Annotated in this window: 20 protein-coding genes; 10 read left to right on the plus strand and 10 right to left on the minus strand. The window is 64.0% G+C overall.

All coding sequences use genetic code 11. The features are described 5' to 3' along the window. Positions 1-5: 5 nt before the first annotated feature. Together NGJ21_RS17740 and NGJ21_RS17745 are read right to left on the minus strand one after the other, a co-directional pair. Positions 6-962 carry a FecR domain-containing protein gene (locus tag NGJ21_RS17740; protein WP_119687785.1) on the minus strand — a complete coding sequence of 319 codons (957 nt, stop codon included), beginning with the start codon at positions 960-962 and terminating at the stop codon, positions 6-8. Further along, the gene (locus NGJ21_RS17745; RefSeq protein WP_046784582.1) at positions 949-1,464 is read right to left on the minus strand and encodes a sigma-70 family RNA polymerase sigma factor; all 516 of its coding nucleotides are present in this window, start codon (positions 1,462-1,464) and stop codon (positions 949-951) included. The genes NGJ21_RS17740 and NGJ21_RS17745 overlap by 14 nt, the downstream gene beginning before the upstream one ends. A 169-nt stretch (positions 1,465-1,633) precedes the next feature. Between NGJ21_RS17745 and NGJ21_RS17750 the strand changes: the two genes are divergently transcribed. Genes NGJ21_RS17750 through NGJ21_RS17760 form a run of 3 tightly spaced genes read left to right on the plus strand, consistent with a single transcriptional unit; the run spans position 1,634 to position 5,799 of the window. Further along, positions 1,634-2,260: a DNA-3-methyladenine glycosylase family protein gene (locus tag NGJ21_RS17750; RefSeq protein ID WP_119687784.1), complete on the plus strand. Its 627-nt coding sequence runs from the start codon at positions 1,634-1,636 to the stop codon at positions 2,258-2,260. A 30-nt stretch (positions 2,261-2,290) separates the two neighbouring features. Further along, positions 2,291-3,343 (plus strand): bifunctional DNA-binding transcriptional regulator/O6-methylguanine-DNA methyltransferase Ada, encoded by a 1,053-nt coding sequence (gene ada / locus NGJ21_RS17755; protein ID WP_115273849.1) that lies wholly within the window; start codon positions 2,291-2,293, stop codon positions 3,341-3,343. 56 nt (positions 3,344-3,399) lie between these two features. Further along, positions 3,400-5,799, plus strand: coding sequence for a DUF3772 domain-containing protein (locus tag NGJ21_RS17760; protein ID WP_204918891.1), 2,400 nt, complete (start codon positions 3,400-3,402; stop codon positions 5,797-5,799). 58 nt (positions 5,800-5,857) lie between these two features. On the opposite strand, the gene NGJ21_RS17765 is transcribed toward NGJ21_RS17760, so the two are convergent. The 5 genes from NGJ21_RS17765 to NGJ21_RS17785 form a co-directional block, all read right to left on the minus strand. Further along, complete coding sequence (locus NGJ21_RS17765) at positions 5,858-7,288, minus strand: aldehyde dehydrogenase family protein (RefSeq protein WP_115273851.1); 1,431 nt, start codon at positions 7,286-7,288, stop codon at positions 5,858-5,860. 13 nt (positions 7,289-7,301) lie between these two features. Then, positions 7,302-8,804: a purine-cytosine permease family protein gene (locus NGJ21_RS17770; RefSeq protein WP_115273852.1), complete on the minus strand. Its 1,503-nt coding sequence runs from the start codon at positions 8,802-8,804 to the stop codon at positions 7,302-7,304. Between the two features lie 93 nt (positions 8,805-8,897). Then, entirely contained in the window at positions 8,898-9,287 is a 390-nt protein-coding gene (locus tag NGJ21_RS17775; protein WP_039601730.1) for a YybH family protein, read from the minus strand. A gap of 268 nt (positions 9,288-9,555) precedes the next feature. Then, positions 9,556-9,702, minus strand: a complete 147-nt coding sequence (locus NGJ21_RS17780) for an RES domain-containing protein (protein WP_231386162.1) — start codon at positions 9,700-9,702, stop codon at positions 9,556-9,558. Beyond that, complete coding sequence (locus NGJ21_RS17785) at positions 9,699-10,094, minus strand: hypothetical protein (protein ID WP_046784575.1); 396 nt, start codon at positions 10,092-10,094, stop codon at positions 9,699-9,701. The genes NGJ21_RS17780 and NGJ21_RS17785 overlap by 4 nt, the downstream gene beginning before the upstream one ends. A 201-nt stretch (positions 10,095-10,295) precedes the next feature. On the opposite strand from NGJ21_RS17785, the gene ycaC reads away from it, so the two are divergent. The 7 genes from ycaC to NGJ21_RS17820 are packed head-to-tail and all read left to right on the plus strand — an operon-like array spanning position 10,296 to position 17,767. Further along, positions 10,296-10,916 (plus strand): isochorismate family cysteine hydrolase YcaC, encoded by a 621-nt coding sequence (gene ycaC, locus NGJ21_RS17790; protein WP_046784574.1) that lies wholly within the window; start codon positions 10,296-10,298, stop codon positions 10,914-10,916. A 51-nt stretch (positions 10,917-10,967) separates the two neighbouring features. Next, positions 10,968-11,786: a polyphosphate kinase 2 gene (gene ppk2 / locus NGJ21_RS17795; protein ID WP_115273854.1), complete on the plus strand. Its 819-nt coding sequence runs from the start codon at positions 10,968-10,970 to the stop codon at positions 11,784-11,786. Between the two features lie 36 nt (positions 11,787-11,822). Then, positions 11,823-13,019, plus strand: a complete 1,197-nt coding sequence (locus tag NGJ21_RS17800; RefSeq protein ID WP_046784573.1) for a monovalent cation:proton antiporter-2 (CPA2) family protein — start codon at positions 11,823-11,825, stop codon at positions 13,017-13,019. A 40-nt stretch (positions 13,020-13,059) separates the two neighbouring features. Next, positions 13,060-14,157: an AI-2E family transporter gene (locus tag NGJ21_RS17805; RefSeq protein WP_115273855.1), complete on the plus strand. Its 1,098-nt coding sequence runs from the start codon at positions 13,060-13,062 to the stop codon at positions 14,155-14,157. Positions 14,158-14,170: 13 nt separating this feature from the next. Further along, the gene (locus NGJ21_RS17810) at positions 14,171-15,682 is read left to right on the plus strand and encodes an efflux transporter outer membrane subunit (protein ID WP_251962455.1); all 1,512 of its coding nucleotides are present in this window, start codon (positions 14,171-14,173) and stop codon (positions 15,680-15,682) included. Further along, positions 15,682-16,767 (plus strand): HlyD family secretion protein, encoded by a 1,086-nt coding sequence (locus NGJ21_RS17815; RefSeq protein WP_251962456.1) that lies wholly within the window; start codon positions 15,682-15,684, stop codon positions 16,765-16,767. Before NGJ21_RS17810 ends, NGJ21_RS17815 begins: the two co-directional genes overlap by 1 nt. Then, the gene (locus NGJ21_RS17820; protein WP_251962457.1) at positions 16,757-17,767 is read left to right on the plus strand and encodes a DUF2955 domain-containing protein; all 1,011 of its coding nucleotides are present in this window, start codon (positions 16,757-16,759) and stop codon (positions 17,765-17,767) included. Before NGJ21_RS17815 ends, NGJ21_RS17820 begins: the two co-directional genes overlap by 11 nt. A gap of 4 nt (positions 17,768-17,771) precedes the next feature. Here NGJ21_RS17820 and NGJ21_RS17825 read toward each other — a convergent pair whose 3' ends face one another. From NGJ21_RS17825 to pth, 3 genes are all read right to left on the minus strand, one after another. Further along, entirely contained in the window at positions 17,772-19,493 is a 1,722-nt protein-coding gene (locus tag NGJ21_RS17825; RefSeq protein ID WP_119687775.1) for a SulP family inorganic anion transporter, read from the minus strand. Positions 19,494-19,766: 273 nt separating this feature from the next. Next, complete coding sequence (ychF, locus tag NGJ21_RS17830; RefSeq protein ID WP_046784567.1) at positions 19,767-20,867, minus strand: redox-regulated ATPase YchF; 1,101 nt, start codon at positions 20,865-20,867, stop codon at positions 19,767-19,769. 22 nt (positions 20,868-20,889) lie between these two features. Further along, entirely contained in the window at positions 20,890-21,474 is a 585-nt protein-coding gene (gene pth / locus NGJ21_RS17835) for an aminoacyl-tRNA hydrolase (protein WP_008099045.1), read from the minus strand. Positions 21,475-21,496 lie beyond the last annotated feature (22 nt).

Below are 21,496 nucleotides of genomic sequence, written 5' to 3' on the forward strand. Positions count from 1 at the left end.
AAAGATCAGGCTGCCCCGACGCTGACCCAATAGCGTGTGCGGTAATCGACACGTACCGGCAGGCTGCGGGTGAGCAGTTGCAGAATCTGCTCGGTATCGTTCAGCTGGTAAGTACCGGATACCTTCAGCGCGGCCACCTCGCCAGCGCAGCGCAGCAGCCCCGGGCGGTAACGGGCCAGTTCGGCGCAGAACTCGCCCAGTGGCATCTGTTGCACGCTGAGCACACCGTCGGTCCAGCCCCACGGGTCGCCATGCAACGAGGCAAGCGCGTGAGCCCCGTGCGGCGATACTTGCAACACCTCGCCCGCCTGCACCACGCGTGGTGAAGGGGAGGCCGGGAACAAGGTGACTTTGCCGCGGCGCACGGCCAGCAACAGGCCCTGATCGTTTTCGCGCAGCAGCAGTTGGCCGTCCTGGGTAGCCAGGGCGCCGACCCGGGTGGTGATGCGGAACGGGCGGTTGTCGCCAGGGTTGCTGGCCAGGCTGACTTCGCCGCGCAGCAGGGTCAGTTCGCGCAGCTCGGCGCTGTAGTGCAGGTCGATGGCGCTGGCCGTGTTGAGCTGGATCTGGCTGCCATCACTACCCTGCAACCGGCGACGTTCGCCAGTGCCGGTGCTGTTGTCGGCCATCAGGGCGGCCAAGCCGAGCGGCTCGCGCGCGGCCCAACCGGCGGTGCCGCCGATCGCCAGCACCGCCAGCAGTTTGAGGTGGTCACGGCGGTTGATGCGCTGGCGTTGGCGGCCATCGAGGGTGCGCCGACTAAGGTCGCTGGGGAGCCCCGCCAGTTCGTCGCTGAGGGTGCTCACCCGCTGCCAGGCCTGGGCGTTGTGCGGGTGGTGGGCCAACCATTGCTGGAACTGCTGTTCGGTAGCCGGGCTTGGGGTGTCGAAGCGCAGCTTCACCAGCCATTCGATGGCCTGGTCGACCTGGGCCTGCGCGGGTACTTGATCAGAGCTCGGCATAGCGCAACCGGTAGCAGACGCCCAGGGCCTTGGCCAGGTCGCGTTCCACGGTGGCACGCGAAACGCCAAGGCGAAGGGCGATCTGCGCGATGCTCAGGCCATCGAGCTGGGCCAGCAAAAAGGCCTGGCGGGCGCGGGGCCTGAGCTGGTGCAGGGCACGGTCAAGGCGCTCGAGGGCATCCAGAATCACCAAGCGATGTTCTTCGCTGGGCACTTCGCCTTCGGGTACATGGGCCAGGCTTTCCTGGTAGGCGCGCTCCAGGGCGCGACGGCGGAACTGGTCGATCATCAGGCCGCGAGCGATGCTGCTCAGGTAAGCCCGCGGTTCTTTGATCGGCGAAACCTGGCGTGCACGCAGCAGGCGCACGAAGGTGTCCTGCGCAAGGTCTGCAGCGTGTTCCTGGCAGCCGACCCGGCTGCGCAGCCACCCACGTAGCCAAGCGTGATGGGACTGATAGAGCAGGGCGACTTCGGCCGGTTTGAGCGTGTCGTTGAGCTGCATCGTAGCGGCTGATCCCAGGAAGCATGCGTGACTGTGAATAGTTCTCAATTCTATGCATGGATGATGGCACTGGGCAATGGTTGCCCGGAATTAGCTGCGCAAGATTCGGCGTTTCCACGATCAGTGGCTGGGCTAAGCTGGTCCTGCCTTGAACCCACTGGAGCTATGGATGATCCTGGCCGACCTCTCGCCTGAAGCCTACCGCGAAGCCACCGATTACCTGGCCGCGCTGGACCCTGACTGGGCGCGGCACATTGCTGTGACCGGGCCGTGCCTGCACCGGGCGACACCGGGGCGCGAGCCCTATGAGGCGCTGGTACGGGCGATTGCCTACCAGCAGCTGCATGCCCGTGCGGCCGAAGCGATACTGGGGCGATTGCTGGCGCTGTTTCCTGACGATGGGTTTCCCGCGCCGAGGCAGTTGCTTGAGGTGGCGCCGGAAACGATGCGTACCTGTGGGTTTTCCGCGAGCAAGCTGGCGACAATCCACGGGATTGCCCAGGCCGCGCTGGACGGGGCGGTGCCGTGCCGGGAAGAGGCATTGGGCATGAGCGATGAGGCCTTGATCGAGCGCCTGGTTGCCTTGCGCGGCGTGGGCCGCTGGACCGTCGAGATGCTGCTGATCTATAGCCTGGAGCGCTCGGATGTGTTGCCGGTGGACGATTTTGCGGTGCGTGAGGGGTATCGTCGCCTCAAGGGGCTGGGCAAGGCGCCGACGCCGGCGCAGATGCGGTCGCTGGGCGCCGGGTGGCGTCCGCACCGCACGGTGGCAGCCTGGTATCTGTGGCGGGCCTGAGACGAATCAGCTTGGTTGAGGCATACCGCAATGACCCCCTACACCACTGACGAACAACGCTGGCAAGCTGTCTACACCCGCGACGCGGCAGCAGCAGGCCATTTCGTCTACGCCGTGCGCACCACCGGCATTTATTGCCAACCCGGCTGCAAATCGCGCATGGCCAAACGCGAGAACGTCGAATTCTTCACCGCTGCCGCCGCCGCGCAGGCCGCAGGCTATCGTCCCTGCCGGCGCTGCCAGGCCAAGCCGTCGAGCATTCGCCGCTGCGAACTGGTAGCCCGCGCCTGCCGCCTGCTCGAAACCCCGGACAATCCACCCGGCCTCGGCCAGCTCGGGGCACAACTGGGGGTCAGCCCGTACCACTTGCACCGCCTGTTCAAGGCTGCAACCGGCCTCACGCCAAAGGCCTATGCCACAGCCTTCCGCGCCCGGCGCCTGCGCGAGCGGCTGGGCGAGGGGAAAACATCGGTGACCGATGCCATCTTTGATGCCGGTTACAACTCCAATAGCCGTTTCTACGAAAGCGCCGATCAGCGCTTGGGCATGCGCCCGCGCCAGTACCGCGCCGGTGGCGCGGGTATGGCCATTCATTTCGCCGTAGGGCAGTGTTCACTGGGGGCGATCCTGGTGGCGCAAAGCGAAAAAGGCATCTGCGCAATCCTGTTGGGTGATGCACCTGAAGCGCTGCTCGAGCAATTGCAGGATCAATTCCCTAACGCTCGCCTGATCGGCGGCGATGCCGAGTACGAACGACTGGTGGCGCAGGTGGTGGGCTTCGTCGAGGCGCCCGCCCTGGGCCTGGACTTGCCTCTGGATGTGCAGGGCACCGCGTTTCAGGAGCGGGTCTGGCAAGCCCTGCGCGAAGTCCCGCTGGGCGGCCGGGTAAGCTATACCGAGATTGCCGAGCGCATTGGCGCGCCCAAAGCCGTGCGTGCCGTGGCCATGGCTTGTGCGGCCAACCGTATCGCCGTGGCGATTCCTTGCCATCGGGTGGTGCGCCGAGACGGCGACATCAGCGGCTACCGCTGGGGGGTGGAGCGCAAGCGGCAACTGTTGGAGCGAGAAACGGCACTCTCCTGAAGGCCGCAAGCCGCGTAGAATCCACCGCCAAATAGCCTTGTGATGAGGAACGTTCGATGAGGCGTGTCTGCCTTGCCCGATTTTACCTGGGTGTAATGGCCCTGATGCTGGCGCTTGCGTCGCCGGCCTGGTCGGCTTCCGTGCCGGTTGCCAACCTGGTTGCCAGCGAGCTGCCGGTGCTGGATGAAAACGCAAGTATCGAGCAGTTGAGCGACAGGCTCGACCAGATTCGTCAGGGCGTGACCAGCAACGCCAACGATGACCTGCTCTCGCAACTGCGCATGGCTACCGTGCAGGTCCAGCGACAGGCCGATGCGTTGAGCACCTTGCGCGCTGCTGACGTGCAGAAGCTCGACGACAAGCTCAAGGTCATCGGCCCGGTACAGAAGGATGAAGCCGCGACCCTGGCCTTGCAGCGCAAGGAGCTGGAGGCGCAGAAAAAGTCCGTGCTCGCCGAGCAGGATCAGGCCACCAAGCTGACTCAGTCGGCGCGCGACCTGTCCACGCAAATCGTCAACCTGCGCCGTAGCCAGTTCAACTCGCAAGTGACCAGCCGGGCGGCCTCCCCGCTGAGCCCGGCTTTCTGGCAGTCGCTGATCCGTCCTACCGAGGACGATGTGATGCGCCTGCGTGACTTGCGCGGCGAGGCGGCCGATGCCGTCGCCAGTGCCTTGAGCGCTGAACACCGCGGGTTCTTCATCACTAGCCTGGTGGCCGCGATCCTGGTCTGGACACTGGTCCGCCTGGTCCTTGAGCGCCTGCTCGCTGCCGCCATGATTCGCTGGCTGCCCGAAGGCCGCCTGCGCCGAAGCGCACTGGCCCTGAGCGTGAGCCTGGCCACCCTGGGCACTATCGCCGGCGCCGTGTCGCTGCTGCGTTGGGGCCTTCAAAGCAGTGCCATGCTGGGCTCGGACATGGCCAGCCTGACCAACCACTTCCTCATGCTCGTGGTGTTCAGTGCCTTCATCACCGGCCTTGGCCGGGCCATGTTGATGCTGCAACGGCCTTCCTGGCGTTTGCCGCCGATCCCCGACGAAGTGGCCAGTGCTCTGGGTTGGTTCCCCAAGTTGCTGGCCCTGGCACTGATGGTGATGCTGACCTTCGAGCGCATCAACAGTGTGATCGGCACCAGCCTGGCGCTGACTGTCGCCACCAACGGCCTGACCGCGCTGGTGGTGGCCGCCATCTTCTCAATGGCGCTCATACGTTACCGCCGGACCTTGCGTAAACATGAGCTGGCGCGCCCGACCGGCCTGGCAGGGCTGATCCCGTTCGTGATCGTGGTGTGGGTCGGGCTCATCTTGCTGACGCTGCTGGCCGGCTACCTCACCCTGGCTTACTTCCTCACTGCCAAGCTGCTGTGGATCAGCATGGTCGCCACCTGCGCCTACCTTTTGACCACCTTCCTGGCTGATCTGTGCGAAACCCTGCTGTCGCCGCGTCAACCCGGCGGCCTGGCGCTGGCGTCGTCGCTGGGCCTGGCACCACGCCATCAGGCCCAGGCCAGCACCATCCTGACCGGTGTCAGCCGCACGGTCCTGCTGTTCCTGGCCGTGATGCTGGCGTTGATGCCGTCGGGCACCAGCCCCGGCGAGCTGCTGCTGAGCCTGGGCGATTGGGACGGCACCGGTGGCAAGTTGCTTGGCAACCTGAACATCGTGCCGCAAGACATCCTGCTGGCCGTGGCGATGCTGTTAGGCGGCATGCTCGGTATCCGTGTGCTCAAGCGCTGGCTGAGCGAGCGCCTGCTGCCGGAAACCGACATGGACGCCGGCATGCGTGCCTCGCTGGTAACCCTGGTGGGTTACCTGGGCTTCCTGTTCCTGGCCATGCTGGTGATGTCGACCCTGCGCATCAACCTCACCAGCCTGACCTGGGTGGTCAGTGCGCTGTCGGTGGGTATCGGTTTCGGCTTGCAGCAGATCGTGCAGAACTTCATTTCCGGTCTGATCCTGCTCACCGAGCGCCCGGTCAAGGTGGGCGACTGGGTGAGCCTGGCGGGCGTCGAGGGTGACATTCGCCGGATCAACGTGCGCGCCACCGAGATCCAGATGTCCGACCGCTCCACGGTGATCGTGCCCAACTCGCAGTTCATCTCGCAGAACGTGCGCAACGTGACCATGGGCAATGCCTTGGGCGTGGTGGGCATCACCCTGACCTTGCCGCTGGAGACCGATGCCAACCAGGTGCGCGACCTGCTGCTGACTGCCTTTCACGAGCATGAGGCGATCCTGGACGCGCCGGCTGCTTCGGTAACCTTCAAGGACCTGACGACCAGCGGCATGGTGATCAGTGTCAGCGGCTATGTGGCGGGGCCGCGGCAGGTGTCAGGGGCGCGCAGCGACCTGCTGTTCACCATCCTGGGGCGCTTGCGTGATGAGGGCATTCCCCTGTCTTCACCGCAGAGCATGGTGCTGGTGCAGGAGGGCGCACGCCCGGCTGACGAGCCGGCGTAATACCCTGGCGCGCAAGACGGCCGCCGGCGATTGGGCCGCCTGGCGGCCCCTGGGGCAATCAGCCCAGGCACCGCGTCACATGCTTGACCGACAGGTAGCCCGACAACCCCCAAGGCCCGAGCTCCCGCCCGATCCCGCTACCCTTGGTGCCGCCCCAGGACGTTTCGACGAACACCGCTTGTACCGAGTTGATCCACACATGCCCGACTTCCAGCGCATCGGCCACCCGCTCGGCGCGCTCCAGGTCCGCTGAGCAAACGGTGGCGACAAGGCCGAAACGGCTGTCGTTGGCCTCGGTAATTGCCTGTGCTTCGGTCGAGAATCGACGCGCGCACAGCACCGGCCCGAAGATTTCTTCATTCCACAGGCGGCTGTCCACGGGGACGTCGGTATACAGCGTCGGGCTGACAAACCAGCCGTCGCGGTCCAGCGCCTTGCCACCGGCCAGGCACTGCAGGCCCTCTTCACGGGCGGTGGCAAAGTAGCTGGCAACCTTCAACCATTGCGCCTGGCTGGTCAGCGGGCCCATGTCCACTTCTTCAGTCAGTGGGTTACCGACGCGCAGCGTTTCCAGTGCCTGTTGCAGGCGTGGCAGCAGCGCATCGGCAATGCCATCGTGCACCAGCAAGCGCGAGGTGGCCGAGCACATTTGCCCGGCGTTCCAGGTGATACCGGCGACGATCCACTCCACTGCCTGGTCCACATCGCAATCATCGAACACCACGATCGCCGATTTGCCGCCCAACTCCAGGGTCACGGGCCGGCACTGTGCCGATGCGCTGCGCATCACCTGGCTGCCGACGCTGTTGCTGCCGGTGAACGACAGCTTGTCCAGGCCGCTGTGGCTGCTCAGTGCCGCGCCGGTCTCGGCTTTGCCGTTGACAATGTTCAGCACGCCCGCAGGCAGGCCCAGGGTATCGGCGATCTGGCCGTAGGCCTGCTCGATCAGCGGGGTGACTTCCGAGGGCTTGAGCACCACGGTGCAGCCTGCCGCCAAGGCCGGGGCGAGCTTCCAGGCGCTGGTCACCAACGGGAAGTTCCACGGCACGATCAGGCCGACCACACCCACCGGCTCCAGCCGGGTGCGGGCGGTAAAACCCGGTGCGGCCAACGCCACTTCGCGATTCCTTTCCGGCAGTTGCTCGGCCAGGTCGGCGTAATAAGCGAAGGTGGCTATGGCATCGTCCAGGTCGATTTCGGCCTCATGGCGAGGCTTGCCGTTGTTGCGCATTTGCAGGCTGATCAGTGCTTCACGGCGTTGCCCGAGCTGCTCGGCAAAACCGCGCAGGTACGCCGCACGCTCGTTGGCGCTGACCTGCTTCCAGGTGGGCAGGGCGTTGCGCGCCGCCGCCACGGCCTGGTCGACCTGGGCAACGCTGGCGGCCATCAGTTCGGCAAAAGGTTGGCCCAATGCAGGGTCATTGACGCTGATGCAGTCGCTGCCCTGGCCTTCGACCCAGCGGCCAGCGATGTAGTGGGAAGTGGTCATGGTCGTTATCCAGTCAGGCCATTTCGGCAGGTTTCAGCACCGGCGTGTGCGCGGTGCTTTTGCAACGCACCCAGCGCGGGCCGTTGGGGCCATACACGCCAGCAGGTTCAGGGAACAGGTTGAGCAGCAGCAGGTACAGCACACCAGCCATGCCCAGGGTTACCGGCAGGCTCACGTCGATGCCGCCAGCCAGGTCGCCCAGCGGGCCGACGAACTGCCCAGGCAGGTTGACGAAGCTCATGCCTACCACCGCGCTGGGGACCCACGCGCCCATGCCGCGCCAGTTCCAGCCATGCAGGAACCAGTAGTGACCGCCGCGCTGGCCGCGGGTGAACACTTGCAGGTCGTCGGCGTGGTAGAAGCCGCGGCGGGTGATCAAGCCGAGAATCATGATCACCATCCACGGGCTGGTGCAGGTAATGATCAGCACGGCGAAGGTCGAAACGCTCTGCACCAGGTTGAAGGTGAAGCGGCCGATGAAGATGAAGGCAATAGCCATTACCCCGATCAGCACGGTGGCGCCTGCGCGGCTGAGCAGCCGCGGGAACACGCTCGACATGTCCAGCCCGGTGCCGTAGAGCGCAGTGGTGCCGGTGGACATGCCACCGATCACCGCGATCAGGCACACCGGCAGGAAGAACCAGCTAGGCGAAATCGCCAACAGGCCACCTACGTAATTGTTGGCGGCGATGTAGTCCGCGGCGTGGGTGGCCACCAGGGTGGCGGTGCACAGGCCGAACAGGAACGGGATCAGCGTGGCGGCCTGGGCGGCGATCACCGCCAGCATGATGCGCGCCTTGGGCGTTTGCCGCGGGATATAGCGCGACCAGTCGCCGAGGAAGGCGCCAAACGATACCGGGTTGCTCATGGCCAGAATCGCCGCGCCGACGAAGGCTGCCCAGAATCCGACCTGGCCAAGGTTGACGCTCCCGGCGTAGCCCGCATCGAACGGGCCGGCAAAGGCGAAGATGCCCAGCAGGAACAGCAGGCTCGAGGCCCACACGGCAACCTTGTTGACCCACAGCATGAAGCGGAAGCCGAAGATGCACACCACCAGCACCAGGATGGCGAACAGGCCGTAGGCCAGGCCCAGGGTCAGGTCGGTTTCGGGCAGCCCGGCCAGGCGCTTGGCGCCGCCGACCAGGGCATCGCCGGAACTCCATACCGACAGCGAGAAGAACGCCACGGCGGTGAGCAGCGACAGGAACGAGCCGACGATGCGCCCATGCACGCCGAAGTGCGCGCCCGACGACACCGCGTTGTTGGTGCCGTTGAGCGCGCCGAACAAGCCCATGGGCGCAAGGATCAGCGCACCCACGCCGACGCCGAGCAGGATCGCCCAGACCCCGGCCTGGAACGACAGCCCGAACAGTACCGGGAAGCTGCCCAGCACGGCGGTGGCAAAGGTGTTGGCACCGCCGAAGATCAGGCGGAACAGGTCCAGCGGGGAGGCGTCGCGTTGATCGTCAGGGATCTGTTCGACGCCATTGGTCTCGATACCGGTCGAGTGGCTCATGGTGATGCTCCAGCGCGGTTGTTGTAGGCCGGCGCGGTGCGCGGGCCCTCTTGTGGGTGCGATGGCAGGGCGGCAGGGCCGCGTAAAGGTGAATCAGGCGACGGTGACGACCGACAGGTGCTCATGGCAGGCCAGCCAGCGTTCGCCGTGGCGGCGGAACACGATGGTTTCGCGCTCGGCCAGTTGGTGCTGCTCGCCGGCGATGCGGATGTGCGTGGCAACATCGTGCATGAAGATCGCCACATCACCTTGCAGGCTCACCTGCGCATTGCTCGAAACGCAGCCGAGCACGGCAAAACCCTCGGCCTGCCATTGGGCCCAGAGGTCTTCGTAGGCGCCGCGCGACAGCAGCGGTTGCGCCAGGGTGTGGAAAAGAAAGGTGGCGTCTTCGCTGAAGCAGGCGAAGTAGCGGGCGGTGTCGTTGCTGGCGAAGGCGGCTACAAGGTCGGCGGCGGCCTGGCGTACCTGAAGTGTCTGGTCCACGGGAGTGGCCTCACGGTTATTGTGATTGTGGTGAAGCGATTCTGGTGGGGGTTGGCGGGTGAACAAATCGCTGGGGGGAAATAATTAGTTCAGGAATTTGTGAAGTGAAGTGCGATGAACCAGGCGCTTAGCCTGACTCAGGAATCACTCCAGGAAGATTGGTCGCGAGGCAAGTCGCCTCTGGGGTCATTAACGATGAGTAACTCACCAGCAATCCCGGCGGTAAAAACGGGCTACCCTGCTGGAACTCGGCCACGGCAGTGGCCGGCTACAGGGACAGGTAAAGCGCCTCAAGCCCTTTGCGATTGGCGCGGCCACCTTGGGTAGCCGCGCCGGTGCCGGATGTGGGTGTTATTGCCCATTTCGGTGTGTGCAGCCGGTAGCAGGGCAGGTTCTTCAACGCGATGATTTTCATCCTTGAGAACCGGCTTCCCACGACTGCAGGAAGGCGATCAACTGTTCAGTTCGGCCGTCGCTGACAACCTCTTCTGGCGTTCTGTAGTCGAATGTCGACAGCGGTTCGTTCTTGAACCAGAAAATGGCCTTGGTCATGTCCGTGCCCATGTCAGTTACAGCACGCAAGACCCGCACGGCATCACGTATGTACGCCTGGATCTTCTCCGACTCGGGGGCGTTGCGCACGGTGTTGCGATGGACATGGGCGCGGGTTGCGAATGTCTGCTGGTCCATCGAGAACACCTTCAGGAACCGCTCAGGGGAGAACATGACCCGATTGACTTCCCGAAGCGCTTCCATCAGCCCCTCGAAACTTGTGGGTTGAAGTTCCAATACTGCATTGCTGGCCATGATTGACCTCCTGAGGGGTTTCGCTTCTCACAAGCACAATATTTGCACAATTTGAGCATAAATCAAGATCTTTGCACGCAGGCTGGGACCGCGCTGTCATCGGTTCTGCACCGCCGCCTTGGATCCGACTGGCGGTCTTACTCACCCCCCATCCTTGCCTACGCTGAAACTCCCACCCCAACGTTAGCAAGGAGATCGGTCATGGCCTTCCAATACAAGCGTCTGGACAAGAACAACGCCGCGGTTCTGCTGGTCGATCACCAGACCGGCCTGTTGTCGCTGGTCCGGGATATCGACCCCGACCGTTTCAAGAACAACGTGTTGGCGCTTGCCGACCTGGCCGAGTACTTCAAGCTGCCCACCATCCTCACCACCAGTTTCGAAACGGGCCCCAACGGGCCGCTGGTGCCCGAACTCAAGGAGCAATTCCCCGACGCCCCCTACATCGCCCGGCCGGGCAACATCAACGCCTGGGACAACGAAGATTTCGTCAAGGCGGTGAAGGCCACCGGCAAGAAGCAGTTGCTGATCGCCGGGGTGGTCACGGAAGTCTGTGTGGCCTTCCCGGCGTTGTCGGCGCTGGAGGAGGGCTTCGAGGTGTTCGTGGTCACCGATGCCTCCGGCACCTTCAATGAGCTGACCCGTGATTCGGCTTGGCGGCGGATGGAGGCAGCCGGGGCGCAACTGATGACCTGGTTCGGCGTGGCCTGCGAGCTGCACCGTGATTGGCGCAATGATGTTGAAGGCCTGGGCACATTGTTCTCCAACCATATTCCCGATTACCGCAACCTGATGACCAGTTACAGCAAGTTGGCCAAGTAAAACGGCAGGGATCGACCATACTCACTGTTCATTCGCCCCAAGGAGCGTGTCATGGCCAAGCCGTCCAGGAAGAAAGACTTGCAGGCGCCTGTCGAGAAGCTGGGCGGCAAGGCCTATGACAAACAGCTGAAAACCCTGCATGTGGAATTGGTGAAGCTGCAGGAATGGGTCGTGGCCAAGGGCCTGAAGGTGTGCATCGTGTTCGAGGGCCGTGATGGTGCCGGCAAGGGCGGTACCATCAAGGCCATCACCGAGCGGGTCAGCCCACGGGTATTCCGCGTGGTGGCGCTACCGGCGCCGACTGAACGGGAAAAGTCCCAGATGTATGCCCAGCGTTACCTCAACCACCTGCCGGCAGCGGGGGAGGTGGTGATCTTCGATCGCAGCTGGTACAACCGCGCCGGCGTTGAGCGGGTGATGGGCTTTTGCACCGACGAGCAGGCCGGCAAGTTCCTCGCGGTGGTGCCTTTGCTGGAGAAACTGATGGTCGAGTCGGGGATCATCCTCATCAAGTACTGGCTCGAAGTCAGTGCCCAGGAACAGACCCGCCGCCTGCAGGACCGCATCAATGACGGCCGCAAGGTGTGGAAACTCTCTCCCATGGACCTTAAGTCCTACACCCGCTGGGACGAATACACACTCGCCCGCGATGAAATGTTCGCTGCTTCCGATTCATCGTGGGCGCCGTGGTTCCTGGCCCATTCCGACGACAAACGCCGTGCTCGCCTGAACATCATCAGCCATCTGCTTTCGCGCATTCCCTACAAGGACGTCACTGGCGACAAGGTGGTGAAGCTGCCCAAACGCGGCAAGATCGGCAAGTACAAAGCGGTAGCCTATCCCTTCAAAGTGGTCGAAGAGCGTTTCTGATTCCCTCACTGCGCATGGTCGCAAGGGTACGAACCTATGCCACATGACGGCAGCCTGCTGCAGGCGACAGTGGTCTTCCTGCTGGCCGTGGTGCTTCTGGTGCCACTGGCGCAGCGTCTGAAGATGGGGGCGGTGCCTGGCTATCTTCTGGCCGGCATCCTGATTGGCCCTTCGGTATTGGGGCTGCTTGATAACCCAGGCAACGTGGCACGGATTTCAGAGATCGGTGTGGTCATGTTGCTGTTCGTGATTGGCCTGGAGCTATCACCACAGCGCTTGTGGACCATGCGTCGGGCGCTGTTCGGTGTCGGGGCGCTGCAGGTCGGGCTGACTGCCTTGGTGCTTGGCTTGCTGGCGTACGCTGTGTTCGGCCAGTCGAAACCGGCGTCGATCGTTCTGGGGCTGGGCCTTGCCCTGTCGTCCACCGCGTTCGGCCTGCAGGTCCTGGCCGAACGCAAGGACCTGGGCAAACCGCACGGCCGCCTGGCCGTGGCCATCCTGCTGTTTCAGGACATCGCCGCCATACCGCTGATTGCCGTGGTGCCGTTGCTTGGCGGTGATGTCAGCACTGCCGATGAGCGCGCCTGGCCGCTACTGGCGGTGTCACTTGGCATTGGCCTGGTGATCGTCAGCGGCCGCTACCTGATGACGCCGGTGTTCAAATGGACAGTCGGGTCGGGCCTGCCGGAGCTGTCGACCGCCACAGCCTTGCTGGTGGTGCTGGGCACGGCTTGGGTGATGGAGCACGTGGGCATATCCATGGCCCTGGGCGCCTTTCTTGCTGGTGTGCTGATGGCCGAGTCACCGTTTCGCCACGAACTGGAAGCCCAGATCGAGCCGCTCAAGGGCCTGTTGCTGGGGTTGTTTTTCGTCGGGGTGGGAATGAGCGCCGATTTGCGTCTGCTGATCGGCATGCCCCTGGCCGTGCTGGGGCTGACGCTGTTGTTGGTGGGCATCAAATTGCCGCTTCTCTGGGGGTTGGGCCGGCTGGCGGGTGGGCTCACTCACCCGCAGGCGCTTTGCCTGGGGGTGGTGCTGGCATCGGGCGGCGAGTTTGCGTTCGTCGTATTCAAAATGGCGCTCGAACATCACGTTCTGACTCGACAGGTGCACGACCTGCTGGTGCTCGCGATCACCCTCTCGATGGCGGTGGTGCCGCTGGTGATGATGGCCCTGGCGCGACAGCTGCCTGAGCGCGATACCTCGCACCCTGCACCCAGAACGGACCACTGAATCGCGCCCCCCTGGCGCACTGAGCACGAGGAGATGAGTCATGCAGCCGAGTATCAAACTGGACAGCGCCCGGTCACGGGGCCTGCTCGATGTGCTCATCAAGGCAGGCCTGGTGGCTGCCCTGGTGCTTTTTGCCTTTCAGGTTTTCCAGCCATTTCTGGAGTTGATGCTGTGGTCGGTGATCCTGGCGGTGACGTTGTATCCGCTGTACCAACGCATCAAGCGTGGTTCAGGTTTCAAGGACGGCTATGCGGCGACACTGGTGGTGCTGCTGGTGCTGGTGGTGTTGCTTGTACCGATCTACCTGGTGGTGATGTCCATCGGTGAATCGGTGGACCACCTGGTGTCGCTGATCAGAAGCGACAGCTGGAGCGTGCCGGTGCCGCCCGACTCTGTGGCCAACTGGCCACTGATCGGGCCGAAAGTCCATGCGCTGTGGCTGTCAGCCTCCGAGAACCTGGCCGATGTGATTGCGCAATGGATGCCCCAGCTCAAGAGCGCCGGGCGTACGGCATTGGGTGCGGCGGCCAGTGCCGGCGGGGCCTTCCTGCTGTTCGTCGGCGCGATCATCATTTCCGGCGTGATCATGGCTTTTGGTGATCGTGGCGAAATCGCAGCACAGCGCATCGCCATGCGGATTTCTGGCCAAGAGCGGGGCAAGCCGCTTGCCACGTTGTGCACCGCGACCATTCGTGCAGTGGCGCAAGGGGTGATCGGCATCGCCTTCATCCAGATGCTGCTGATCGGTGTGGGCTTCGTGATCAAAGGCGTCCCAGGTGCCGGCATGCTGGCCATTCTCATCCTCATGCTGGGCATCGCCCAGGCCCCGGCGACGTTGATCACGTTGCCGGTGATCATCTACGTACTCAACGTCGAGGGCTTCACCGTGGTCACTATCGTGTTCGCTGTCTACACCTTCGTCGCCGGGCTTGCCGACAACGTGCTCAAACCTTTGTTGCTGGGCCGCGGGGTGGATGTGCCGATGCCGGTGGTGTTGATCGGTGCGCTGGGCGGCATGGTGGTCAAGGGCATCATCGGGCTGTTCCTCGGCCCGGTGATCCTCGCTGTGACCTACGTGCTGTTCTGGCAATGGGTGGCCTTGCAGGTGCCGGAGCAACCCGCGCCGCCGGCAGCCTGAGCCAAGGCCTGCCATGCCCAGGCGCTGCTGTGGGTTGAGCCTGCTGATGGTGCTGACCGGTTGCACCCAGGTCGGCCCGGACTATGAGACGCCCCGGCACCCATGGCTGGACAGCTGGAGCACGCCATTGCTCGAGCAGGCCCAGCGCAGGGCTGAGCAGCCGGAGCTGCGCCAGTGGTGGGCAGTGTTTGCCGACCCGGCCTTGGACGCACTGATCGCCGAGGCCGACGCCAATAACACCAGCCTGCGCCTGGCCGGCCTGCGCGTCGCCGAGGCCAGGGCGCAGTTGGCCATCGTCCAGACCGGGCGTTATCCACAGTTGCAGCAACTGCGTGGGCAGAGCCTGTACCTCAAACAGGACCAGTCCGGCACCGACAGCGCCCGCGATTCGGTGTTCTGGCAGTCCAGCGTGGGTTTCGATATCGGGTGGGAGATCGATTTCTGGGGGCGTTTCAGCCGCGCCATCGAAAGCGCCGATGCCGCTTATTTCGCGTCCCAGGCCAATTACGCCGACGCCATGCTGCTGATGCGTGCGCAGGTGGCCGACACCTACTTTGCCCTGCGCACCGCCGAGGCGCGGCTGCAGATCGCAACGGAGAACGCCAGGCGCCAGGCGCGTAGCCTGGAAATTACCGAGCGGCTGTTCCGCCACGGCGAGAACGACGAGCTCGACTGGCAGCAGGCGCGTACCCAGTACCTGGCAACTCAGGCCACGATCCCCGAGTTCGAAAACCAGCTCAATGCCTTGCGCAATGTGCTCTGCGCATTGCTCGGCAGGCCGCCCGGGCCGTTGCCGCAGCTGGCTGCGCGGTACGGCCAGTTACCACTGCCGGACCGGGCTGTGTTGCAGGACGTGCCCGCCAGCCTGCTGCAGCGGCGCCCCGACATTCGTGCCGCCGAGCAAGCCGTGGCGGCGCAGTCGGCACTCGTCGGGGTGGCCACCGCGGATCTTTATCCACAGCTGAGCCTGCTGGGCAGCATCGGCTGGACTTTCGTATCGGCCAATCAACTGCCCAACACCTTCGACCTGGCTGCCGGGCCAAGCCTGCTATGGAGCCCCTTCGACTACGGCCGCCGCAAGAATGCCGTGCGTGTCGAGGATGCGCGCCTGCAGCAGTTGATCGAGCTGTACCAGCAAGGGGTGCGTGAAGCTGCGCGTGAGGCCGATGACGCCGCCAGTGGCCTGGTGCGTTCGCTGCAGAGCGCCAGCATTCGCCAGGAGGCCTCGCAGGCCGCCCAGCGCTCGCTGAGCCTGGCCAGCGCCCAGTACCAGGAAGGTTTTGCCGATTTCCAGCGCGTGCTCGATGCCCAGCAACTGCTGTTGCAGCAGCAGGACGGCTACCTGGTCAGCCGGGGCAACGCAGTGAGCAGCCTGGTGACGCTGTACAAAGCGCTGGGCGGTGGTTGGGACAACCAGCGCAAGCCCGTTGACCCGGCCACCCGCCAGCAGATGGAAAACCGTACCGATTGGGGTGACCTGCTGGACGAGCCGGCCCCCGCCGACCCTGAACAAGGTGAGCCCTGATGAGTGACGCCGTGGACACGCCCCCTGACCGCGCCATGCACTGGGTGTTGGTGCTGATCATCGTGAGCCTGGTCTGGTACCTGCTTGCCGACCGGTTCACGCCTTACACCCAGCAGGCTCGTCTGCAAGCCTATGTGGTGCCCGTGGCCGCTGAAGTTGCCGGGCAGGTCAAGCGCGTGGCGGTGGGCAACAACCAGCAAGTGCGCCAGGGTGATGTGCTGTTCGAGCTGGATCAGGAGCAGTACCGCATTGCCTTGACCCGCGCTCAGGCAGATCTGGATACGGTACGCCGGCAGATCGGCGCCAATACCGCCGGCATCGACTCGGCCAAGGCCGCCTTGGTGGCGGCCCAGGCCAACGAGCGCAAGGCCCGCCAGGATGCCGAGCGGCTCAAACGGCTGATCGAAGAAGACCCAGGTACAGTGTCTGTCCGTCGCCTTGAAGGGGCGCAGGCGACCCGCGACCAGGCCATCAGCCAAGTGGCGGCAGCCCGTGCGGAAGTCGAACGGGCGCGGGAGCAGCAAGGCGGGGTGGAGGCGGACAACGCGCAACTGCGCAGTGCGGCGGCCAATGTCGAAAAGGCCCGCCTGGACCTGGCCCGCACCGTGGTGCGCGCCGATGCCAATGGGCTGATCACTGACCTGCGCACTGACGTGGGCCACTATGTTCCCGCCGGCAGTGCGATGATGACCCTGATCGCCATCCACGACGTGTGGATAAGCGCCGACATGACCGAGAACAACCTCGGGCGTCTGCGCCCTGGTACACCGGTGCTGGTGGTGCTGGACGCCATCCCCGGTAGGGTATTGCAAGGGCATATCCGCAGCATCGGCTATGGCGTGAGTGTGGGGCAGGGTACGCCGCCGGGTTCCTTGCCGACCGTACAGAACAGCCGCGAATGGCTACGCTCGGCGCAGCGCTTCCCGGTGATCGTCGAGCTCGACCGAGACCAACTTGCAGACAGGTCCGGGCTGCGTGTGGGCGGTCAGGCCGAAGTCATGGCCCTGCCCGGCGAAGGTAACCCTTTGAACCTTCTGGGGCGTGTGTTCATGTGGCTGATGAGCTGGCTGTCCTATGCCTATTGAGCTGCGACGCCTGCGCGCGCTGCGCCTGGCCTTGGGCGTGGCGCTATGCCTGGTGGCGAGTTTTGGCCTGGGCCTGCCGGTGCCCATACTTGCGCCGGTGTTCGCAGTGCTGTTGTTGGCCATGCGCAGCGAGCCGTTGCCGATCAAGGCCGCACCGGTGTTGGCGATACTGGTGTTGCTCAGCTGTGGCAGCGGCCTTTTGCTGATACCCCTGTTGCGCCATGCGCCGGTGAGTGGCGTGTTGCTGGTCGGTGTGGGGGTATTTCTGGTGTTGCGCTATGCGCTCAAGGGTGGCAACGGCCTGCTGGCCAACCTGTTGGTGGTTGGCCTGACCATGATCGCCGCTGCCGGTACCAGCGATTTCACCCTGGCGCTCATGGTGGTCGAGGCGATGGCCAAGGGCATGCTGCTGGCGGTGCTGGGGACGGCGTTGGCCCATGTGCTGGTTCCAGAACCTGCGGATGCGCCTGCGCAACCTGCGCCGCCATTGCCCGATCGCGCCGATGTCGGCTGGATAGCCTTGCGTGCCACGCTGATCGTCATGCCGGCGTTCCTGCTGGCGCTGATCGCGCCCGACGCGTTCATGCCGCTCATCATGAAGGCGGTGAGCCTTGGGCAGCAGGCTGGCGAGACCCGGGCCCGGCATGCCAGCCGTGAGCTGATAGGCTCGACGGTGCTGGCGGGGGTGTTGGCGATGCTCATGTGGGCGGCATTGAGCGTGTTCGTGCACGTGTGGATGTTTTTCCTGTGGGTGCTGCTGTTCACGCTGTGGCAGGGGCGCAGGCTCTACCGCGTGGTAAGCACGCGGCACAGCCCGGCGTACTGGGTGAGTTGCCTGACCACGCTGCTTATCCTGCTGGGGCAGTCAGTGCAGGACAGTGCAGCCGGCCAGGACGTCTACCGGGCGTTTGCGGTGCGCATGGCGTTGTTTCTGGCCGTGTCGCTGTATGCCAGTGCCCTGCTGATATGGCTCGACCGGCGTCGGCTCAGCGCCGTTTAGCGGCTCATGGCTTCCAGTCCACCCCGGTGTCCTGCAGATAAGCATCCACCGCAGCACCGACAGTGGGGTGAAACGCCGTTTCTCCCATGTGCTGGAACAATTCGAACCGTTTCATCTTGTCTTTCACCGGGTCCTTCATCTCGGCGAACTGCAACTCGACTCCCCGGGCCTCCAGCGCCCGGTCGAGTTCGGCCAGCATGTCCGCCGAAGTGATATCGATGCTGGTCACCGGTTCCGCTGCGATCACCAACCGCTGCACGGGGGTAGGCGACTCATCCACCGCCGCCAGCACCGTGGCCTGAAACTGCTCGGCATTGGCGAAGAACAGCGGCGCATCCCAGCGCAGCAGTACCAGCCCCGGTACCCTGCGAGCCTGTGGATAACGCTGCACGTCATGGTAGCCGCGGGTGCCGTCCACCCGCCCGAGCACCGCATGATGCGGTCGCCAGCCATCCCACAGGAACTCGATCACCGAAATCGCCACGGCAATGCAGATGCCGGGGATGGCGCCGAACACCGCAACCCCCACGAAGCAGGTGAACGACAGCCAGAACTCCCATTGCTGCATGCGAAAGATGCGCTTGAGGTCGGCAAACTCGAACAGCCCCAGTGCCGCCGCGATCACCACTGCGGCCAGTGCGCTGTTGGGCAGGTGTTGCAGGAGGTTGGGCGCGACCAACAACAGGATTGTCACAGCCACCGCACCGATGATGCCGGTAAGCTGGGTCTTTGAGCCGGCCGCCTCAGCCACCGGAGTACGCGATGAGCTGCTGCTGATCGGGATGCCCTGGAACAGCCCGGAGGCCAGGTTGGCCACGCCCAGGCCGAACATTTCCTGGTTCGGGTTGACCGGTGTTTTCAGGCGCGCCGCGTAGGTGCGTGACAGCACGCTGGTATCGGCGAACGACACCAGCGCCACGGCGATACCGCCCAGCAGTACCTCGACCAGGTCGATGTCGGTCACCCAGGGAAAGACGAAGCTGGGCAAGCCCTGGGGTAGTTCACCGAGTACTTTCACACCCATCTGGTCGAGGTCTAACAGGCTTACCGCCAGGGTGGCGAGCACCACGGCGATGAGGATGCCCGGTAGGCGCTTGTAGGGCTTGAGCAGCAGGATCAACGCCAGGCTGGCGCCGCCGACTGCAAAGCTGGGCCAGTGCCCCTGGCCGGCGATCAAGGTCTTCGCCAAGTACCACAGGTCGCGCAGGGGCCCCTGGCTGTCGATCGATAGGCCGAACAGCTTGGGCAACTGGCTGATCAGCACGGTGAGCGCGATGCCGTTCATGTAGCCATAGCGGATAGGCTTGGACAACAACTCGGTGATGAAGCCCAGGCGCAGCAGGCCGGCGATCACGCAGAAGGCGCCGGCCACCAGGGCCATCAGGCTGGCGACGGCAATGGCTCGCTGTGGGTCGCTGGCGGCGTACTGCACCACCACGGCGAGGATCGGCGCGGCCAGCGCCGAGTCCGGGCCGAGCACCAGGATTCGGCTGGGGCCGAACAAGGCGTAGGCCAGCAATGGAATGATGGTCGCATACAAACCGTAGATGCCGGGTACACCGGAGGCTTCGGCATAGGCGATGCCCACGGGCACCAGCATGGTGGTGAGCACCAGCCCGGCAGCGATGTCCTTGGGCAGCCAGGCGAGCTGGTAGTGCATCAGCGTGGCCAGCCCGGGGAGCCAGCGTTGCCAGTCGAAGCCGGGGCGGGGCGGTGTTTCATGCATGGTGGTGGCTCCTGGGCGGAGGTCGCATGAAAGTGCTTTTAGTGGGCTGGCCCGAATGGGCGCCACTGCGCAGCCCCCAGATGTAAGCCAATTACCAACTTGAAACCGAATGCTTCAATTCAAGATAGCTTGGGAATTGTCCTGCGCAGGCCTCAGCAATCCAGACACTCGCCCAGGCGTATCAGCAAAGCCCTGTGAACACCAAAAAAAACCCTTGAGCCGCGAGGCTTCAAGGGTTTTTTACTCGGCCTGTATCAAGCCCGTGCTTACAACTCAGACGTTGAAGCGGAAGTGCATGACATCGCCGTCTTTGACAATGTAGTCCTTGCCTTCCAGGCGCCACTTACCGGCTTCCTTGGCACCGCCTTCACCCTTGAACTGGATGAAGTCGTCATAGGCCACCACTTCAGCGCGGATGAAGCCTTTTTCGAAGTCGGTGTGGATCACACCCGCTGCCTGAGGCGCGGTGGCGCCGATGCGGACGGTCCAGGCACGCACTTCCTGCACGCCGGCAGTGAAGTAGGTCTGCAGGTTGAGCAGCTCGTAACCGGCGCGGATCACGCGATTCAGGCCAGGCTCTTCCAGGCCCAGGGCCTCGAGGAACATGTCCTTCTCTTCACCGTCGTCCAGTTCGGCGATCTCGGCTTCGATCTTGTTGCACACCGGCACCACGACAGCGCCTTCTTCTTCGGCGATGGCCTTGACCACGTCCAGGTGCGGGTTGTTGTCGAAGCCGTCTTCAGCCACGTTGGCGATGTACATCACCGGCTTGCTGGTCAGCAGGTGGAAGCCACGGATGACGGCTTTCTCGTCGTCGGCCATGTTCTTCATCAGGCTGCGTGCCGGCTTGCCTTCGGTGAAGTGCGGGATCAGCTTTTCCAGGATTGCCTTTTGCGCCAGGGCTTCCTTGTCGCCGCCCTTGGCGTTGCGGGTGACCTTCTGCAGTTGCTTCTCGCAGCTGTCCAGGTCAGCGAAGATCAGCTCCAGGTCGATGATCTCGATGTCGCGCTTGGGGTCGACGCTGTTGGAAACGTGGATCACGTTTTCGTCTTCGAAGCAGCGCACCACGTGGGCGATGGCGTCGGTCTCGCGGATGTTGGCGAGGAACTTGTTGCCCAGGCCTTCACCTTTGGAGGCACCGGCCACCAGGCCGGCGATGTCGACGAACTCCATGGTGGTCGGCAGGATGCGATTAGGCTTGACGATTTCCGCCAGCGCAGCCAGGCGCGCGTCGGGCATCGGCACGATGCCGCTGTTCGGCTCGATGGTGCAGAAAGGGAAGTTCTCCGCCGCGATGCCAGACTTGGTCAGGGCGTTGAACAGGGTGGACTTGCCGACGTTGGGCAGGCCGACGATGCCGCAATTGAAACCCATGGGTATTCCCCTCTCTAGGAAATCAGGCCTTCTGGCTGTGCAGCTCGCGCATTGCCTTGGCGAAATCGCCGGCAAGCACGTCCGGCAGCACGCCGAGGGCAAAATCGATGCTGGCGTCGAGCTTCTCCTGCTCGGCGCGCGGCGCGCGGCCCAGGACGAAGTTGGAGACCAGTTTGGCGTCACCCGGGTGGCCGATGCCAAGCCGCAGGCGGTGGAAGTCGTTCTGGTTGCCGAGCTGCGCGATGATATCGCGCAGGCCGTTGTGCCCACCATGGCCACCGCCGCGCTTGAGCTTGGCGACGCCTGGAGGCAGGTCGAGTTCGTCATGCGCCACCAGGATCGCTTCCGGCTTGATGCGGAAGAAATTGGCCAAAGCCGCCACGGACTGGCCGCTACGGTTCATGTAGGTGGTGGGGATGAGCAGACGAACGTCGTTGCCCTGATGGCTGAATTTAGCCGTCAGGCCGAAATACTTGCGGTCAGCGGTCAAGGAGACGCGCTGGGCGCTGGCAATGCGTTCAACGAAAAGAGCCCCTGCGTTATGCCGGGTCTGTTCGTATTCGGGGCCGGGGTTACCCAGGCCGACGATCAACTGGATGGCGGTCACGTAGGGGCTCTTCCTTGGAGTT

Source organism: Pseudomonas sp. Marseille-Q5299, assembly GCF_943737035.1.
GTDB lineage: Bacteria > Pseudomonadota > Gammaproteobacteria > Pseudomonadales > Pseudomonadaceae > Aquipseudomonas > Aquipseudomonas putida_E.

Excerpts from the sequence above, each read along its gene's own strand:
- NGJ21_RS17765 (WP_115273851.1), bottom strand. The coding sequence starts at position 7,288 with ATGACCACTTCCCACTACATCGCTGGCCGCTGGGTCGAAGGCCAGGGC.
- NGJ21_RS17805 (WP_115273855.1), top strand. The coding sequence starts at position 13,060 with ATGCAGCCGAGTATCAAACTGGACAGCGCCCGGTCACGGGGCCTGCTC.
- NGJ21_RS17740 (WP_119687785.1), bottom strand. The coding sequence starts at position 962 with ATGCCGAGCTCTGATCAAGTACCCGCGCAGGCCCAGGTCGACCAGGCC.
- NGJ21_RS17820 (WP_251962457.1), top strand. The coding sequence starts at position 16,757 with ATGCCTATTGAGCTGCGACGCCTGCGCGCGCTGCGCCTGGCCTTGGGC.
- NGJ21_RS17825 (WP_119687775.1), bottom strand. The coding sequence starts at position 19,493 with ATGCATGAAACACCGCCCCGCCCCGGCTTCGACTGGCAACGCTGGCTC.
- NGJ21_RS17800 (WP_046784573.1), top strand. The coding sequence starts at position 11,823 with ATGCCACATGACGGCAGCCTGCTGCAGGCGACAGTGGTCTTCCTGCTG.
- NGJ21_RS17785 (WP_046784575.1), bottom strand. The coding sequence starts at position 10,094 with ATGGCCAGCAATGCAGTATTGGAACTTCAACCCACAAGTTTCGAGGGG.
- NGJ21_RS17780 (WP_231386162.1), bottom strand. The coding sequence starts at position 9,702 with ATGAAAATCATCGCGTTGAAGAACCTGCCCTGCTACCGGCTGCACACA.
- NGJ21_RS17815 (WP_251962456.1), top strand. The coding sequence starts at position 15,682 with ATGAGTGACGCCGTGGACACGCCCCCTGACCGCGCCATGCACTGGGTG.
- NGJ21_RS17770 (WP_115273852.1), bottom strand. The coding sequence starts at position 8,804 with ATGAGCCACTCGACCGGTATCGAGACCAATGGCGTCGAACAGATCCCT.
- ppk2 (WP_115273854.1), top strand. The coding sequence starts at position 10,968 with ATGGCCAAGCCGTCCAGGAAGAAAGACTTGCAGGCGCCTGTCGAGAAG.
- ycaC (WP_046784574.1), top strand. The coding sequence starts at position 10,296 with ATGGCCTTCCAATACAAGCGTCTGGACAAGAACAACGCCGCGGTTCTG.
- NGJ21_RS17745 (WP_046784582.1), bottom strand. The coding sequence starts at position 1,464 with ATGCAGCTCAACGACACGCTCAAACCGGCCGAAGTCGCCCTGCTCTAT.
- ychF (WP_046784567.1), bottom strand. The coding sequence starts at position 20,867 with ATGGGTTTCAATTGCGGCATCGTCGGCCTGCCCAACGTCGGCAAGTCC.
- NGJ21_RS17810 (WP_251962455.1), top strand. The coding sequence starts at position 14,171 with ATGCCCAGGCGCTGCTGTGGGTTGAGCCTGCTGATGGTGCTGACCGGT.
- NGJ21_RS17750 (WP_119687784.1), top strand. The coding sequence starts at position 1,634 with ATGATCCTGGCCGACCTCTCGCCTGAAGCCTACCGCGAAGCCACCGAT.
- ada (WP_115273849.1), top strand. The coding sequence starts at position 2,291 with ATGACCCCCTACACCACTGACGAACAACGCTGGCAAGCTGTCTACACC.
- NGJ21_RS17760 (WP_204918891.1), top strand. The coding sequence starts at position 3,400 with ATGAGGCGTGTCTGCCTTGCCCGATTTTACCTGGGTGTAATGGCCCTG.